The sequence below is a fragment of the Streptomyces sp. NPDC093801 genome (assembly GCF_040701585.1).
In the GTDB taxonomy this organism is placed as follows: Bacteria; Actinomycetota; Actinomycetes; order Streptomycetales; family Streptomycetaceae; genus Streptomyces.
Map to the genome: position 1 here is coordinate 69373 of NZ_JBFBDP010000013.1, position 15839 is coordinate 85211.

The following is a 15839-nucleotide window of genomic DNA, read 5'->3' on the forward strand; positions in this document are numbered from 1 at the left end:
TGCGGTGACGGCCAGGGGGTCGGCGGCGGCGGACGGGGGGCCGCCGCCGGGCTCAGCGCGAGGGGCGCGGGCCGTGCGGTGCCCGGCGCAGGCGGCGGGCGCCGAGGAGCAGGCCGCCTCCGACGGCCAGGGCGGCGAGGGCCCCGGCCCCGTAGGCCCGGTCCCGCCGACCGGTGTGCGCGAGCGAGCCCGCCGTGACGGAGTCGTCGGGGTCCTCGGGGCCCTCCACGGAGAACCGGTATCCGCCGGCCTCGCCGATCCACTCCCCGTCGTCCCCCTTCCTCTGCACGAGGGCCGCGTCCGCGACCACCTCGCCGAGGGGGGTGTCGGGGGCGAAGGCGAGCTGCACCTTGACGGTGACGGAGCCGCCGGCCGGCACGGAGAAGCCGGGGAAGGCGTCCTTCCCGTCGAACACCGCGATGATCTCGTCGCGGTCGCTGCGCTCCAGGGTCACGGGGTAGGGGCCGCCGGGGGCCTGGAAGTCCATGCGGAGGTGGGCGGGGCGCAGGGCGCGGGCGGGGTCGGTGAAGACGATGACGGGGTGGATGGCGGTGCAGGGGCCGCCGGTGGTGTTGGTCAGGTCCAGCAGCCAGCTCTGCGGGCCGCCGCCGGCCCGGTAGACCGCCGGGCCGCCGCGGATCCTGGCCCCGATGGGGAAGGCGTTGCTCTTGCCGTCCCCGCAGGTGGCGCGGGCGCGGGAGGGCGTCGCGGGCGCGGGCATGGCCGGGGCGGGCGCGGGGTGGGGGGCGCCACCGGTGCCGTTGTCCGCGACGGCGGAGGGTGCGGCGAGGGAGAGGAGGAGGGCCGTGAGGGCAAGGGCGTTGCGCAGTCGCATGGAAGACCTCGCTGCTCGCCGGACGGAAGTGATGATCGGACGAGGCGACAATCACCCCGCCTCCGCCCGCACCTTCCCACGCCCCCGCTCCCCCTCCTCACGTCCACGCCCGAGTCCTCCCGCTTTACCCCCGGATGGCCCCGGGGCCGTCCGGCCACGACCTACCCCACTCGGCCACGCCGGGGCGGGGCGGCACGCCGGGCGCCGGAGCCGAAGCCACCGGCCCGCGGACCCGTGCACCGCCCCGGGACCACCCGCAGCACCGACCGCGCCGCGCCGGGGCCCGGCATTCCGTTCGCCGGAGCCGGGACGCGGGCCGCTTACGCGGACCCGGCCGGGTCCGCCGAAGCCGGGGGCGGGATCGGGACCGCCCCCGAGACCGGGGCCGAAGGGGCCCGCCGGGTTCCCGCCCGCCGGACCGGCCGTCCACGCCGCCGGACGCCCGCCCGGCGGCGTGGACGCCTGCCTGCCCGACGCCGGCCCCCGGTGCCCCGTCCGGCCCCGAAGCCCTCGCCCCGACCTGAACGACTTTCCCACCCACCGGGCCTGCCCCTGCCGTCCTTCCACCCACCGGCCCACCCCGGCCGCCCGGACCTGCCCGCCCACCGGACCCGCCCCGACCCGACCGGCCATCCCGCGCACCGACCCGTGCCCCGCGGCCGCCCGGCCATCCCGCGCACCGACCGCGCCCCGACCCCACCGGGCCGGCCCCACCCCAACCTGCCCGACCACCGGCCCCACCCCAACCTGCCCGACCACCGGCCCCACCCCGACCCGCCATCCCGCCCACCGCCCGCGTCCCGGCCAGCCGGGCCTGCCCAACCACCAGCCCCAACCCCGCCTGCCCGACCACCGGCACCACCCCGACCCGGCCGGCCTCCCCACCCACCGGCCCTACCCTCGGCCCGACCGGCCTCCCCACCACCGGCCCGCCCTGCGGCCGCCCGGTGGGTTCAGCCGTGTCCGAACAGCGGTGCCAGTGCCAGCTCCGCCGCCCCCTCCGCGACCCCGGCCGGCGCCCGCGCCACCAGCGGCGGCGGGCCGGCGGTCAGGACGCGGGCGGCCAGCACCTCCTGCACCCCCTTCACGAACACCTCCGGGTGCCCCGCGACCACCCGGCCCCCCAGCAGCACGCGGTCCACGTCGAGCAGCGCCACCAGGTTCGCCGCCCCCTCGCCCAGCACCCGCGCCGCCTCCGCCAGGTCGCCCCGGGCCACCGCCTCCAGGCAGAGCACCTCCAGGCAGCCCCGGCCCCCGCACCGGCAGGGCGGGCCGTCCAACCGCAGCACCTGGTGTCCGAACTCCCCCGCGCCCGACCGCGCACCCCGGTAGACCGCACCGTCCAGCCGCAGCCCGGCCCCGAGCCCGGTCCCGACGTGCAGGTACACGGAAGATCCGGAGCCGGACCCGCCGGGGCCACCGGGGCCACCGGGGCCACCGGACCCGCCGGGGCCACCGGCGCCACCGGCGCCACCGGGCCCGCCCAACACGCCCGGCCCCACCGCCGCGACCCCGGCGTTGGTGTCCTTGTCCACCACCACCGCAGCCCCCAACCGCCCCGCCAGCACCTCCCGCAACGGGAACCCCTCCCACTCGGGGAACCCGGTCACCCGCCCCAGCACCCCGCTGCGCCAGTCCAGCGGTCCCGGTGCGGCCACGCCCACCCCGAGCAGCGGCGGAGCCTCCCCGCCACCGCCCGACACCCGCACGACCGCCCGTACGACCGCGTCCACCACCGCCTCCGGGCCCGCCCCGAAGTCCAGCGGTCCGCTCCACTCCGCGACGACCCCGCCCGCCAGGTCGACCCGTACGGCCCTCAGCGCGTCGCGGTCCAGGTGCACCCCCACGGCGTGCCGGGCGCCGGGCACCAGCCGCAGCCGGGTCCGCGGCTTGCCGCCGGTCGACGCGTCGCGGCCCGCCTCGGCCACCAGGCCCTCGGCCGCGAGCCGGGCGGTGATCTTGCTGACGGCCTGCGGGGTGAGCCCCGTACGGGCGGCGAGCTCGGCGCGCCCCAGCCCCGCCGGGCCCGCGGCGCGCAGCAGGTCCAGCAGCAGGGCCTCGTTGTGCCCGCGCAACGCCGGCAGGTTCGCCCCGCCCCGGCCGCCCTCCGCGTTTCCCCTGTTCACCCAGCCATTGTCCACCCTCCTTGCACTTACACAACACTGTTGCCAAAGTGGATGCCATGAACGCCTCCCCCTCGGCCTCGCTCTCGGCCTCCTCCACCACTTCCCCCCGCACCCCCCTGCGCGTCGCGCTCATCGGCTACGGACTCGCCGGCTCCGTCTTCCACGCCCCGCTGGTGTCCGCGACCGAGGGCCTCGTCCTCGACACCGTCGTCACCTCCGACCCCGGCCGGCAGGCCCGGGCCCGCGAAGCCCACCCCGGCGTCCGCGTCACCGCCTCCGCCGACGAGCTGTGGGAGCGCGCGGGCGGCGGGGAGGACGCCCTCGGCCTCGTCGTCATCGCCTCCCCCAACAAGACCCACGTCCCGCTCGCCACCGCCGCCCTCACCGCCGGCATCCCGGTCGTGGTGGACAAGCCGCTCGCCGCCACCGCCGCCGAGGCGCGCGAACTCGCCGCGCTCGCCGCGCGGACCGGAACCTTCCTGTCCGTCTTCCAGAACCGCCGCTGGGACAACGACTTCCTCACCGTGCGCCGCCTCCTCGCCGACGGCGAACTCGGCGAGATCCAGCGGTTCGAGTCCCGCTACGAGCGCTGGCGCCCCCAGCTCAAGGGCGGCTGGCGCGAGTCCGGCGCGCCGGAGGAGATCGGCGGCCTGCTCTACGACCTCGGCAGCCACGTCGTCGACCAGGCGCTGGTGCTGTTCGGCCCGGCCGTACGGGTCTACGCGGAGACCGACGTGCGCCGCCCGGGCGCAGAGGCGGACGACGACACGTTCATCGCGATCACGCACGCGAACGGCGTCCGCTCGCACCTCTACGTCAGCGCCACCGCCGCCCAGCTCGGCCCGCGCTTCCGCGTCCTCGGCTCGCGGGCCGGATACGTCAAGTACGGCCTGGACCCGCAGGAGGCCGCGCTGCGCGAGGGACTGCGGCCGGGCGGTGCGGGCGGAACGGCGTGGGGCGAGGAGCCGGAGCACCTGTGGGGACGGCTCGGCTCCGGCGAATCCCCGCTGACCGGCGGCGGAGAGCCGGTGCCGACGGTCCCGGGCGACTACCCGGCCTACTACGCGGCGGTCGAGGAGGCGCTGCGCACGGGCGGGCCGGCCCCGGTCACGGCGGACGAGGCGGCCCAGTGCCTGGCGGTGCTGGAGGCGGCACGCGCTTCGTCCCGCGACGGGTCGGCCGTCGCCGTGTGATCCACTCTGTCGCAAAATCGACGGGTTTCGAACACCTAAACGATCTATCCTGCACAGGCTGCCGCTCGTCACACATGTGAAGAATGGAAACCCCACCTGTGAAGCTGCCCCGGATCGCATCGATCGTGGCCACCGCCGCGATCGCCCCGGCCGTCCTGCTCTCCTCGCCCGCCTTCGCGGCGGAGGCGGCGGACGGTGCGGCCGCCACGCCGTCGGCCCCGACCGCGCCCGACCGCGGCGCCGAGGGGAAGCCGGCGGCGGACAAGCCCGCCGAGGACCCCCAGGCCGCGAAGGACCGGGCCGACATCGAGAAGATCCTGGCCGACCCGACGTCCGGCCCCGGCGTCCGCGAGGCGGCCGCGAAGGCGCTCAAGGGAACGCCCGAGCAGATGCGCCACTTCCTGACGGTCGAGCTGGCGGAGCAGAAGTTCGACGACGACGAGGTCCTCATCTCGCGGATCCACAACTTCGGCGGCCGCGCCGTGAAGGCCGCCGCGGTGGAGGCGCTCCGGAAGAACACCCAGGAGGCGTACACGCAGTTCCTGAAGGAGGGGCAGCACGCGGCCCGCCTCGAGGACGACCGCGTCGAGATGATGCGCATGCTGAACGGCGCCGGCCGGGGCATCACCAAGGCGGTCAACGAGCTGATGGGCCACGGCACGCGCGAGCAGATCCGCGAGTTCGTCGCGACCGGCCAGCACACGGTCCGCGCCGAGGACGACCGGGTGGCACTGTTCGGGATGATCAAGGACGCGTGGCCGGGCCTGAAGGAGGGGATCATCGCGTTCCTCGAAGGCAACCCGACCCCGGCGCAGCTGCGCACGTTCATGACGACCACCCAGTTCGAGCTGCGCGACGACGACAACAAGGTGCTGATCGCGTCCATGGTCGCGAAGGCCGGCCCGGAGCTGAAGAAGGCCGCCCTCGCCGCCCTCAAGGGCACGCCCGAGGACCGCACCGCGTTCCTCAAGACCGGCCGGCACGTGGCCCGCGCCAAGGACGAGGGCCACGGCACGGGCACGGGCACGGGCACGGGCACGGGCACGGGCAACGGGACCGGTAACGGCACCGGCACCGGCACCGGCACCGGCACCGGCACCGGCACCAAGGACGGCGTCCAGCAGGCCGTCGCCACGGGCACCGGCAAGAGCAGCGGCAGCGGCAACACCGCCCCGGCGGGCGGCTCCTCCTCCGGCCCGCTCGCCAGCACCGGCGCCGGTACCGGGACGACCTGGATGGCGGGCGCCGCCGCCGGCACCCTGGCCGCGGGCGCCGGCCTGGTCGTGGCCAACCGCCGCCGCCGCGCGTCGGCCGAGGGCTGACCCGCACCCCGTACGAAACGCGAAGGGGCGGGCCGCCCGGGCGGCCCGCCCCTCCCCCTTGCCGTACGGCGCTGCGGCCCTACGCGCCCTTGAACTCCTGCCGCTGACGTCCGAGCCCCTCGATCTCCAGCTCCACGACGTCACCCGCCCTCAGGTACGGCTTCGGCTCCGGCTGGCCCATGGCCACGCCCGCCGGGGTCCCCGTGACGATCACGTCGCCCGGGTACAGCGTCATGAACTGGCTGAGGTACCGCACGACCTCGCCCACCGGGAAGATCTGGTCCGAGGTGGTGCCGTCCTGCTTGAGCTCGCCGTTGACCCACAGCCGCACGTCCAGGACCTGCGGGTCCGGGATCTCGTCGGCGGTGACCAGCCAGGGGCCGAGCGGGGTGAACGTCTCGCAGTTCTTGCCCTTGTCCCAGGTGCCGCCGCGCTCGATCTGGAACTCGCGCTCCGACACGTCGTTGACCAGCACGTAGCCGCCGACGTGCGCGAGGCCCTCCTCGGCGGAGCCCAGGTAGCGGGCGGTGCTGCCGATGACGACGCCGAGCTCGGCCTCCCAGTCGGTCTTCACGCTGCCGCGCGGGATGAGCACGGTGTCGTCCGGGCCGACCACGGTGTCCGCGGCCTTCAGGAACAGGATCGGCTCGGCGGGCGGCTCCGCGCCGATCTCGGCCGCGTGCCCGAAGTAGTTCAGGCCGATGCCCACGACCTTGCCGATCCGGCCGACCGGAGAGCCGAGGCGCAGCCCCTCCGCGTCGAGCACCGGAAGCCCACCGTCCGCCGCGGCCTCCCGCACCCGGGACAGCACGGAGTCGTCGGCCAGCAGGGCCCCGTCCACATCCGTGATCAGGCCGGACAGGTCCCTGAGGGTCCCGTCCTGGTCGAGCAGCGCGGGGCGCTCCGACCCGACGGGTCCGACACGCAGCAGCTTCATGGGCATTCTCCCGTGGTCGTGGGTGGTCGGCCCACGGGCGCGCCCAGGGCCGGCCGATGGGTTGCGGCCATCGGAGGATTGGCTGATCCTCCAAGATGTCCGACCAATCCGCAAGACCCTGTTCACGGACTGGAACGCGCCGGTCCGCACCCCTGCCCGACCCACCACCCGGCCCCGGCCCCGGCCCTCCACGCCGCCCGCGCCCCGCCCGGCCGCCGCTCCGCACCGGGCCCGGAGGCCGCCCGGCTCGACGCGCCGCTCCGGAGCCCGGCCGGCCCGGCGCCGCGCCGACCCTGCGCCCGCTCAGCTCGCCGCGCCCGCCGCCGCCCCGGCAGCCGCCTTCCGATGCTGGAGCCAGGCCCGCTCGGCCACCGACCAGGCCGTCGTGGTCAGCAGGTACAGCCCGGCGGCCAGCGGTACGACGGCGGCCGTGATCAGCGTCCCGAACGACAGCAGGGGCAGTACGCCGCCCAGCTTGCGCATCGCCGCCAGCTGCTCGGCGGTCGGCGCGGCCACCGCCCCTCCCGCACCCTTCACCGCGGGCAGGACGGGCGCCACGGCCGGCGCGGCCACCGCGGCCCGCCGCCCCCGCACCGCACTCCACGCGGCCACCACCGCGATCGCGGCGAACAGCCCGAGGAACACCAGCCCCTGCGCCCCGAACGGACCGCCCTCCTCCAGCGCCGCGGACCACCGGGCCCCGAGGGGCGCGGCGAACAGCCGGTGGCCCAGCAGCTCGTCCCCCGAGGAGAACGACCGGTACATCAGGTAGAACACCGGCAGCTGCAACAGCATCGGCAGGCACCCCGCCCCCGGGGTCGCCGCACGGAACGCGGCACGGCCCAGCGGGTACAGGGCGAGCCGTACCAGCAGGGTGAACAGCACGATCGCGGCAGCGGTCGCGGACTCGGCCAGTACCGGCTCCAGGAGCCGGCCCAGCTGGGCAACGAGATGGGTGAAAACGGACACGCGGGCCCTCCGAGGGGTCTCGTCGAACGTCGAAGAAGGTGCATTTCGGCGTGACGACCCGCGAGGGGCGGCAACAGCGTTCAGTCAGAGGAAGAGCGGAAGGCAGCGGACACTGCGCGCCCCTACGCGGCCGTCAGGAACGGACGGCCGGGAGCCCTGGGCCGCGACCGGCCCGAGGCGTCGGGATCGCGCTGCGGCAGGAACGCCGTGCGCTGCTCGCGATCACGTATCGCGGTGCGTATGCGGTGCGGCGGCACGGGCCGCACGAGGCAGCCCGCCAGCACGGCCGCACCCACGGCGACCGCCGCGGCCAGCACGACCATCCCGGCCGCCAGCCCGGCCTCCCCGGAGAGCAGCCCGAGGACCCCGCCGAGCAACAGCAGCGCGACGAGCAGGGACGAGAAGGAGAAGGACGCGAGGAAGGACCGCGCACGAGCCATCCGCCCCACACGAACCACCCCCTCGACTCACCTCACCACAACGAACACTCGATCCTGTTCAACACTAACGGCCGACACCGACAACGCCCTTGAGGACCCCCCAGACCACCATCCGGTACTTCGAGGTGTACTCGGGCGTGCAGGTCGTCAGCGTGATGTAGGCCCCGGGCTCCCCGTACCCGTACCCCGGCCGGACCCCGCTCCGCGGCACCGGCGCGATGACCCCCACGTCCCCCGGGCTCGTCTCCGCCAGCACCTTCCCCACCACGTACGTGTACCGCCGCCCCCGCAGGTCGACGAGCACCTCGTCGCCCTCCCGCAGCCGGTTCAGGTACCGGAACGGCTCCCCGTGCGTGTTCCGGTGCCCGGCCAGCGCGAAGTTCCCCTCCGCCCCGGGCTGCGCCGTCCCCGGGTAGTGCCCGACGTACCCCTTGTCCAGCACGGCCCGCCGGTCCACCCCCTCCGCCACGGGCACCGACAGCCCCAGCTTCGGGATCCGCAACACGCCGTACGCCTCGTCCCGCGCCGGCCCGGAACCCGCCGGCCCGGGCTTCCCCCCGGCCCCCGCGGAAGGCGACGCCCCCACGACACCCCCACCCCCGGCCCGCTCACCCGCCCCCTCGCTCAACCCCCCGCCCGATCCCCCCTCGACCACTCCCGGAGCCTCCCCCACCACAGGCACGTCCGACCCCCCAGCCCCAGCCCCAGCCCCAGCCCCAGCCGCCCAACGCCTCTCCAGCACCCGGACCTGCTCCTCGGCACCGACCGCCGCCTGCCGATTCGTCCACCACACCTGGTGCACCACCAGCAACGCCACCACCACCCCCACCGTGGTGATCACCTCGGCACCCACCCACAGCAGCCGCGCGAACCCGGCCCGGCGCGCCCGCCGGCCGCCCCCCTGCACCACCACCCGCACGCGATCCCGCACGGCCGGCACCCTAAGACTTCCCCCCTCAACTGACCAGCAGCAGTACGGTGTGAACCATGCGCCCCGACACGCCTGCAGAGCACATCGCCGAAGCCGAGCGCCTCATCCGCACGGCGACCCGCTATCCCGAGGACCAGGAGCCGCTGCTCCTCCAGGCCGCGGCCCACCTCGAACTGGGCGACGCCCGGGACCGCGCGAGCGCGCTCTACGACCGCCTCCTCTCCGCCTCCCCCGCGAACCCCCACCTGATCAAGGCCCGCCAGGCCGCGAACCTGTGGGAGTACGGCCACGAGGCCGAGGCCCGCGCCCTGATCTCCGGCATCCGCGCCGCCGCGCCCACGGACCCGGCGCCCTGGGAGGTCATCGCGGAAGCCCTCGAATCCCACGACGAGCTGGAAGCCTCCCACGAGTGCTTCACCGAGGCGGCCACCCTCCTCACCTCGGAGGACACCCCCCTCACCCAGGCCACGACCGCCCTCCTGACGGGCCGCCACCGCGTCCGCCGGCTCCTGGCCCTCCCCCACGACGACTGGGACATGGTCGCCGACACCCGCCACATCGGCCCGATCCCGCTGGACGAGCTCCACGACCCCAAGCGCATCTGGGCCCTGGGCTCCAACGACCCGGCGGAGCTCCGGGCCGAGATCGCCCGCCTGCGCGCCGAACTCGGCGACCGCCGCGCCGCCCTCTCGCGCCCCTTCCCGGTGGCCATCCTCCACTGGCCCGCCCGCGAACTGGCCGAACTCCTGACCGGCTACCCCACCCTCACCTCGGAGTACCCCTCCCACGAGGCCCACCTGGCGAAGGTCGAATCCTCCCTCCGCGCCCTGGCCGCCTCGGGCACCACGAACCTCGGCATCGTCACGGGCAGCGTCCCCTCGTACGAGGCCTTCGCCGCCTCGGAGAAGTCCTCCCCGGCCTCCCCGTCCCTCCTGGCGGAATACGCCACCACCCTGGCCGCCCGAGGCAAAGCCACCCCCTGGCCCCCCACCCCCACCTCCCCCTGCTGGTGCACCTCGGGCAAGCCGTACGCGGAGTGCCACGGGGAGAACGCGGGGGCGGCACACGTATGAGCAGAGGACGTCTCGTCCTCCAGGAGCCAGGGGAAATCTGCACGAACACCGACGGGGGTGAGCACGTGCTGCTCGCGCCCGGCGATGACGTCGACGCACAGGCCGTCCTGGACTGGCTGCGGCCCTTTGATGTCGCGGGGCTCTACACAGGCGCTATCGCCAACGCGATCGACTACGTCCTGGACGGAGCTCGGACCGGCCGGTACAACCTGCTGTCTCCCAAGGTCCACCCGGGCGAGAGGGCCTCGGTGGGGGCGAAGCTCGAATACGAGGTTCTCCGCTCGTTCTCGCTTCCGAAGGAGGCCCCGCTCGACACGCGCATCGCAAAGGTGCCAGTCGACATCAAGGCGACCGTCGGTTCGAACTGGGCGATACCCTCGGAAGCTCAGTGCCAATTGTGCATCTGTACCCAGATACAGCTGGGACAGGGCCGGCACCGTTCGTGGCTGGTCCGGGCCCACCGCTCGTGGCTCTACCGGGGCAAGGGCAACAAGGACGGCAAGCGGGGCCTCGCCGTGGACGCCCGCGACCGATGGAGCATTCCGCTGTACGACTGGACCCCGCTGCCGGTCAATCCTCTGACTCTGCTCACCACGGAGCAGGCCGACCGCGTTCTCGCGAAGCATCCGGGCCAGGAACACCGCTTCGCCATGATGTTCCGGTACCTCGAAGGGCACGTCATCCCGCGCAGTGCCATTGCGACCGTTGGCGCGGGCAAGCTTGACCCCCTGCGGCGTGCCCGCAACATCAGGAAGCACCTGGCACAGGATGGCCTTACCCTGCTGTGCGGGAAGTGGCGCGACCAGCAGGACCTCGCAGCCGCTCACAAGATCACTCTGGGGCCGGAGGACTGGGTGGCCCTGCGGCTGGAGGAAGGGCGGGCTCATGACGGGTGAGGACCCGTGGCAGCCTCCCGAGGGCTCTTGGGCCTCTTCGGCTGCCCGTCGGCGCAACATGCAGGCGATTCGTAGCCGCGACACCAAGCCGGAGCGCGTGATCCGGCAGCTGGTCCACTCGCAGGGGCTGCGTTACCGCGTCGCGGCGCGTCCCCTGCCTGATCTCAGGCGGACGGCCGACCTCGTCTTCCGTCCGGCGAAGGTGGCCGTGTTCATCGACGGCTGCTACTGGCACGGCTGTCCTGAGCACTACGTACCGCCTAGGACCAACCCGGGCTACTGGTCGGACAAGGTAGCCCGGAACATGGCGCGGGACCGCGATACGGACCAGCAGCTGGAACGGGCAGGCTGGCTCGTGCTGCGCTTCTGGGAACATGAGCGCTCCGACGTGTGCGCCGCCACCATCGTGTCTACCGTCCAGGACCGCCGCGGCCGGCCGGCCGCGGCGGAGGACTGACGAAGGAGCCTAGCCGCGGCCGTTTCGGGCCGCTTCAGCGGCTGCGTTCAGTACCTGGGCAATGGCCTCTCCGACCACGCGTGCCACGGGGGGCGGAAACGCGTTCCCGACCTGCCGGTACTGGGCCGTCTTGCCCGGAAGGCGTTCCTGGCTCTTGTCGCCCTCGAAATCCCATTCCGGCGGGAACCCCTGGATGAGCGCAGCCTGGCCCACCGTCAGCATCGGTCCTTCCTCGCGGAACAGGTCGCGGTCGCGGCTCTTCTTCTCCTCCACGTCCTTGGGCGAGTTGGCGACACCCAGCGCGTTGACCCCCAGGGCCTTCCACGCCGCCTTGGCACGGCTCGGGCCGAGGTCTGCTCCGCCGTGCTTCTTGGATCCGCCAACGAGGGTTGGTGCGATAGCACCGCTCATGCCCTGCCAGCGCTTGAGGGCGTCCCTTGCCTTCAGGCCGATCGTCCCGCCCTGGGCGATGTACGGGGCGTAGCGGGCCTCCATGCTCGGGCCGAGCGCCCTGGCCACTGTGACGGAGCCGCTCCGGGGCTGCGGCCACTGGAACTCGATGGTTCCGATGACGTCTTCCCGGATCGCCACGAGAATGGCCCGCGGCCGGAGCTGCGGGACGCCGAAGTCACTCGCCTCGATGACGTTCCAGCCGCAGAACTTGTATCCGGCGCCAGCGAAATCGGTCTCAATGCCCGTCTCAGGATCCTTGGCACGCCCTCCCTGAAGACGCGCGATCACCCAGTCACGGTAGTCCGAGAACTTATCGTCCATGATTCCACGGACGTTTTCAATCATCACAGCCTGCGGATGGAGCTCGTCTACGAGTTCCAGCATCCGCGGGAAGAGGTCCCGCTCATCATCCTTACCCAGCTGCTTTCCTGCATGCGAAAACGGAGGGCACGGGACTCCGCCCGCCAGAAGCCCAAGCTCGCCGCGCCGCAGCTGGCGGCCCAGATACTCGACCGGCTTTTCCAGGTTGACCAGGGGCTTGAAATCATTCACATCCGCATGGACGATGTCGCAGAATTTGCGCTCGAATTCCCAGCCGTCCCGGGCCGCGATGTTGCGCTGCAGCGTCGCGACCGCATACTGGTCGATCTCGACGAGTGCGAGATGGCTGAAGCCAGCCTGGTGGAGGCCAATGGCCTGCCCTCCGGCGCCGGCGCAAATCTCAATCGAGGTCAGCGTGTGATCGCTGGCACCCATCGAGTCCTCCTGGTGTGGCAGATGCAGACAGGCAAGTGTCGCATCCGCCACTGACACTCAGCGCAACCCAAGCCAGGACGGGCACGCCGGACCCGGCCAGCGCACCCGCCCCGTACGCGTCAGCGGGCCGCCCCGGCCCCCACATGTTCCAGCAGTGCACGCACGTCCGCCTCATCCATGCCCCCTGCCACCTGGCGTTCCTCCTGGAGGTCGCCCAGCTGGCGCACTGAGGGGTCGTCGAGGATGCTCCCCATGAACTCGAGCTTCTCCGCCAGCCGGAGTGCGACCACCTCATCGATCGTGCCCTCTGATGTGAGCACCGTGACATGGGTCTCAGCATCCGGAGCGAGACCCAGGCGGTGGATGCGGTCCAGGCTCTGCAGGAACCGGCCAGCCATGAAGTCCCGGTCGACGTAGACGGCGTCATGACAGTCCTGGTGCAGGCTGATGCCCTCTCCGAGCGTGGCCGGGTTGGAGATCAGCACGAAGCAGTCGGGATCCTGGCGGAAGCGCCTGATCTGGTCTTCCCTGTCCGGAGTCCCGCCGTGGACTACTGCGGGCCGGTACTCATCCAGCAGCACCTCAAGACTCGTGATGTTGCGGACGAAGGTGGACCAGACCAGGGTTTTCCGTCCGGCTGCCGCATTACGGCACACGATGTCCAGCACTTCACGATATTTCGGCGGCATCTCGTGCTGGGGAAGCTGCTGGAGCAGTGCGAAAAGCGATTCTCCAGTCGGCACATCCAGGGGCGGAACCTGGAAATTCAGCGGTTCGTGCTTACTGCTCCCTTCCACTAGCAGCGCTGGGCTCGTGGCCGCCATGAGCAGCCGGAGCATCGCTTTACCAAGAGCGTCGAAGTCGCCTCGGGAAAGTTCTGCACGGGCGGTGAAGCGGCCCACGAGGGCGTCGTAGATCTCCCGGTGCAGTCCCTCGAGCGGGACGGTCCGCATGACCGGCTGGAACGGTGGCAGCCCCAGTTCCTTCTTCGTCGTGCGGGTGAAGAGCGGACGGAGGACGGAACTCGCATGGGCAAGGTTTCCGCCAGCCACCGCCTGGGTCACCACGCGGCGGCCGTGCCCAGGCCAGACGAAGGAGAGCAGGTTCTCCAGGTCACGGGCTCCGTTGGGGGCAGGCGTGCCCGTGAGGATGAGACGACGGCGGCTGAGCGGCCCGAGCGCCATACAGGCACTCCCGTACGTACCCTGCGCTCCCAGTTTCATCCGGTGCGCTTCGTCGAGGATCACCATCGAGGGCGCCGCGCGCAGCCAGCCCGCGAGGCCCGTCAGGGAGCGGTCCAGACGTTCGTAGTTGACCACCAGGATCTCCGCGTGCGGATCAGGGGTCCTGTCCATGACCGTGGTCACCGGAGGCGCCTCGAAGCACTCGCCGCTCTCCGAGAGCCACGATTCGTAGGCCGCCTTCGGGCTCACTACGAGAAGCCGCCGTGCGGTCCCCTGTTCCTTCATGGCCGCGTACACCGCGAGACCCACACGGGTCTTGCCAGCACCAGGAACGCTGAAGTTCGCACCGTGCCGCATCGCGAGCAGCCTGGAGATGTCACGCCGCTGGAAGGCGGTGAGGTCCGCGCGCCAGCCGGACCCCAGGGCCTGCTCCGGCAGTGCCGCGCTGGCGCCGCACTCGGCGGTTGCGGGGTCCTGCGGGCCGTGCTCCAGGAACCGGGATGCCTGCTCCGCGTCGTCGAGGACGTCGCTGACCAGGGCGAGCAGTTCCTCGTCCCACTCGACGGAGTCCGGCTCAGGCCAGTCCGACAGCACCTGCAGGCCCGACAGAAAGTCGTCGAGCGGCACTTCCAGCATCAGCGGACCACGCTGACCTCCCACCGGAAAGCCTGCGGCGAGGTGCGTGAGGTCAGTACCGAACGGCTCAGCGGCACGGAGCAAGGCCTTCGTGCGGGAGGTATCGAAGCCGAGGCGGAGCGACGGCTCGCTCATGCCTTCTCCTGCCGCACGGCGTCGAGCAGCCAGGCGACTCCGTCACCGGGCTCTTCGATGCGCGCTGCTTCGCGCGCCAGCTTCTTCAGACTGGCCCTGAGGGCGAGGATCGCCTCGTCCAGCGTCTCCTCGTCCAGGTTGCGTGAGGCCCGAGCGAGCGTCATGTCCGTCACGCACTGCTCAATGTCCTGGACGGCGTCGTGAAGGCGGTCAGGGGCTGCCTGCTTGCGCTTTCGCACACGAGCGTCCTTGCCTGCCGGCACGAGGGCTTCGTTCACCGCATCTCTGGCCTGCTGCCACAACGCTGCCGCCTCGTCGGTCTGTTCCCGGTTCACGCCCTCGGGCGCGCGCTTCACCGCCTTCGCCCGCAGCAAGGTGTCGGTGAGCGCCTTCGCAGCCGCCACCTGTGGGCTGTCGCCCGGAAGCGCACGGTTGAGTCCGGGAATGACCCTGGCCGCCGCCGGCTGCTCTGAAGCCTGCCGTAGCTGCTCGGGGAGATGCCGCTGCAGGTAGCGGGTGCGGAAGTCCACGTCGGCGAGGCGGACATCCGTCTTGGAGAACTCCAGGACGATCAACGCCAGCCTGTTCTCCTTCAGCAGGTCCGCCTGCCCGGGGTTCTGGCGCACCGTCTTCGCGTAGGCCCGGTGAAGCTCACGGAGCTTCTCCTGGTGATCCTCGAAGTCCATGAGTTTGAGCTGGGCCTGCCCAGCCTTGGAGCGCGTGACGAGGTCGTTGAGCGTGGACAGCACCCACCGGTCCTGTTCGGCCGTCTCCGTCCTGATACGGAAGTCCTTTGCGATATCGGCGAGCGGCCGGCCAGCAGCGGCCTGCTCCTCGATGGTCAGCAGCCTGTTGATGTACGAGTACGGCCGACGCGTGTCGTGGCGGAGCTGCAGCGACAGCTCGACAGCGTTGATGTCCGTCCAGGTGCACGATTCCGGCAGGACGCCGACGCGGACGCTGGAAACTCCGAGCTCACGCAGGGCCGCGACCCGGGTGTTGCCGTTGACGAGGATCCCGTCACGGGTCATGAGACCCGGCTCGTTCTGCCTGTAGTCCTTCAGGCTCTGCCTGAGTTCGTCGAAGTCGCCGTCCCGCTCAGCCGGGTTGGAGGGCAGTGCCTGAAGCAGATAGCGGAGGTACTCCTGGCTCTCCGGGCTCCAGGGGGCTTCCGTAAGCAGAGCATCACGCTCCGGGTCAAAGCTGCGCTGTGCGCGGATACGGTGTGTGGCGGGGTTGAAGTACACCTGGTCGATGGGCATGTCGATGACCTGGACCACCAGGGGCTTGGCGCGCCACTCGACCGTCAGCGTCTCCTGGAGACCGCCGCCGTCACCGACTTCCTTGAGCCGCGTCTCGACCAGCTCCTGGATCATCGCGGCTCGGGGCGGCCGGCCGAAGTCCATGCTCACGGTGCGTTCTCCTCTGACTGCATGTCCATGGGTACGTAGGGGGTTGGGGCGGGGCCGCGCTGCCAGCGCGGCCCCTTGTTCCTA

At 72.4% G+C, this 15839-nt stretch carries 14 protein-coding genes; 5 read left to right on the forward strand and 9 right to left on the reverse strand.

Annotated features, from left to right (window positions below; translation table 11 throughout):
* Positions 1 to 52: 52 nt before the first annotated feature.
* Positions 53 to 835 (reverse strand): hypothetical protein, encoded by a 783-nt coding sequence (locus tag AB0469_RS16945; RefSeq protein ID WP_366452162.1) that lies wholly within the window; start codon positions 833 to 835, stop codon positions 53 to 55.
* 953 nt (positions 836 to 1788) lie between these two features.
* The gene (locus tag AB0469_RS16950) at positions 1789 to 2961 is read right to left on the reverse strand and encodes an ROK family transcriptional regulator (protein WP_366452163.1); all 1173 of its coding nucleotides are present in this window, start codon (positions 2959 to 2961) and stop codon (positions 1789 to 1791) included.
* Between the two features lie 56 nt (positions 2962 to 3017).
* Here AB0469_RS16950 and AB0469_RS16955 point away from each other — a divergent pair, with 56 nt between their 5' ends.
* Both AB0469_RS16955 and AB0469_RS16960 read left to right on the forward strand, forming a co-directional pair.
* Complete coding sequence (locus AB0469_RS16955; protein WP_366452164.1) at positions 3018 to 4154, forward strand: Gfo/Idh/MocA family oxidoreductase; 1137 nt, start codon at positions 3018 to 3020, stop codon at positions 4152 to 4154.
* 83 nt (positions 4155 to 4237) lie between these two features.
* Positions 4238 to 5476: an ALF repeat-containing protein gene (locus AB0469_RS16960; RefSeq protein WP_366452165.1), complete on the forward strand. Its 1239-nt coding sequence runs from the start codon at positions 4238 to 4240 to the stop codon at positions 5474 to 5476.
* A gap of 79 nt (positions 5477 to 5555) precedes the next feature.
* Here AB0469_RS16960 and AB0469_RS16965 read toward each other — a convergent pair whose 3' ends face one another.
* The 4 genes from AB0469_RS16965 to AB0469_RS16980 form a co-directional block, all read right to left on the reverse strand.
* On the reverse strand, positions 5556 to 6413 hold the full coding sequence (locus tag AB0469_RS16965; RefSeq protein ID WP_366452166.1) for a fumarylacetoacetate hydrolase family protein: 858 nt from the start codon (positions 6411 to 6413) through the stop codon (positions 5556 to 5558).
* A 303-nt stretch (positions 6414 to 6716) separates the two neighbouring features.
* Positions 6717 to 7382: a YidC/Oxa1 family membrane protein insertase gene (locus AB0469_RS16970; RefSeq protein WP_366452167.1), complete on the reverse strand. Its 666-nt coding sequence runs from the start codon at positions 7380 to 7382 to the stop codon at positions 6717 to 6719.
* Between the two features lie 122 nt (positions 7383 to 7504).
* Positions 7505 to 7822, reverse strand: a complete 318-nt coding sequence (locus AB0469_RS16975) for a DUF6412 domain-containing protein (RefSeq protein WP_366452168.1) — start codon at positions 7820 to 7822, stop codon at positions 7505 to 7507.
* Positions 7823 to 7886: 64 nt separating this feature from the next.
* Entirely contained in the window at positions 7887 to 8762 is an 876-nt protein-coding gene (locus AB0469_RS16980; RefSeq protein ID WP_366452169.1) for a class E sortase, read from the reverse strand.
* 47 nt (positions 8763 to 8809) lie between these two features.
* Between AB0469_RS16980 and AB0469_RS16985 the strand changes: the two genes are divergently transcribed.
* From AB0469_RS16985 to AB0469_RS16995, 3 genes are all read left to right on the forward strand, one after another.
* Positions 8810 to 9826, forward strand: a complete 1017-nt coding sequence (locus tag AB0469_RS16985; RefSeq protein WP_366452170.1) for an SEC-C metal-binding domain-containing protein — start codon at positions 8810 to 8812, stop codon at positions 9824 to 9826.
* Positions 9827 to 9891: 65 nt separating this feature from the next.
* Positions 9892 to 10722, forward strand: a complete 831-nt coding sequence (locus AB0469_RS16990; protein WP_366452171.1) for a NaeI family type II restriction endonuclease — start codon at positions 9892 to 9894, stop codon at positions 10720 to 10722.
* Positions 10712 to 11179 carry a very short patch repair endonuclease gene (locus tag AB0469_RS16995; RefSeq protein ID WP_366452173.1) on the forward strand — a complete coding sequence of 156 codons (468 nt, stop codon included), beginning with the start codon at positions 10712 to 10714 and terminating at the stop codon, positions 11177 to 11179. The genes AB0469_RS16990 and AB0469_RS16995 overlap by 11 nt, the downstream gene beginning before the upstream one ends.
* A 9-nt stretch (positions 11180 to 11188) precedes the next feature.
* Here the strand turns inward: AB0469_RS16995 and dcm are convergent, their stop codons facing one another.
* From dcm to AB0469_RS17010, 3 genes are all read right to left on the reverse strand, one after another.
* Complete coding sequence (gene dcm / locus AB0469_RS17000; RefSeq protein WP_366452175.1) at positions 11189 to 12388, reverse strand: DNA (cytosine-5-)-methyltransferase; 1200 nt, start codon at positions 12386 to 12388, stop codon at positions 11189 to 11191.
* 119 nt (positions 12389 to 12507) lie between these two features.
* Positions 12508 to 14343, reverse strand: a complete 1836-nt coding sequence (locus tag AB0469_RS17005; protein ID WP_366452176.1) for a DEAD/DEAH box helicase — start codon at positions 14341 to 14343, stop codon at positions 12508 to 12510.
* Positions 14340 to 15755 (reverse strand): transcriptional regulator, encoded by a 1416-nt coding sequence (locus AB0469_RS17010; RefSeq protein ID WP_366452178.1) that lies wholly within the window; start codon positions 15753 to 15755, stop codon positions 14340 to 14342. Before AB0469_RS17010 ends, AB0469_RS17005 begins: the two co-directional genes overlap by 4 nt.
* Between the last annotated feature and the right edge of the window lie 84 nt (positions 15756 to 15839).

Bases quoted from the DNA above. Each gene is read 5' to 3' on its own strand.
- AB0469_RS16945 (WP_366452162.1), bottom strand. From the start codon at position 835: ATGCGACTGCGCAACGCCCTTGCCCTCACGGCCCTCCTCCTCTCCCTC.
- AB0469_RS16955 (WP_366452164.1), top strand. From the start codon at position 3,018: ATGAACGCCTCCCCCTCGGCCTCGCTCTCGGCCTCCTCCACCACTTCC.
- AB0469_RS16960 (WP_366452165.1), top strand. From the start codon at position 4,238: ATGGAAACCCCACCTGTGAAGCTGCCCCGGATCGCATCGATCGTGGCC.
- AB0469_RS16965 (WP_366452166.1), bottom strand. From the start codon at position 6,413: ATGAAGCTGCTGCGTGTCGGACCCGTCGGGTCGGAGCGCCCCGCGCTG.
- AB0469_RS16975 (WP_366452168.1), bottom strand. From the start codon at position 7,822: ATGGCTCGTGCGCGGTCCTTCCTCGCGTCCTTCTCCTTCTCGTCCCTG.
- AB0469_RS16985 (WP_366452170.1), top strand. From the start codon at position 8,810: ATGCGCCCCGACACGCCTGCAGAGCACATCGCCGAAGCCGAGCGCCTC.
- AB0469_RS16995 (WP_366452173.1), top strand. From the start codon at position 10,712: ATGACGGGTGAGGACCCGTGGCAGCCTCCCGAGGGCTCTTGGGCCTCT.
- dcm (WP_366452175.1), bottom strand. From the start codon at position 12,388: ATGGGTGCCAGCGATCACACGCTGACCTCGATTGAGATTTGCGCCGGC.
- AB0469_RS17005 (WP_366452176.1), bottom strand. From the start codon at position 14,343: ATGAGCGAGCCGTCGCTCCGCCTCGGCTTCGATACCTCCCGCACGAAG.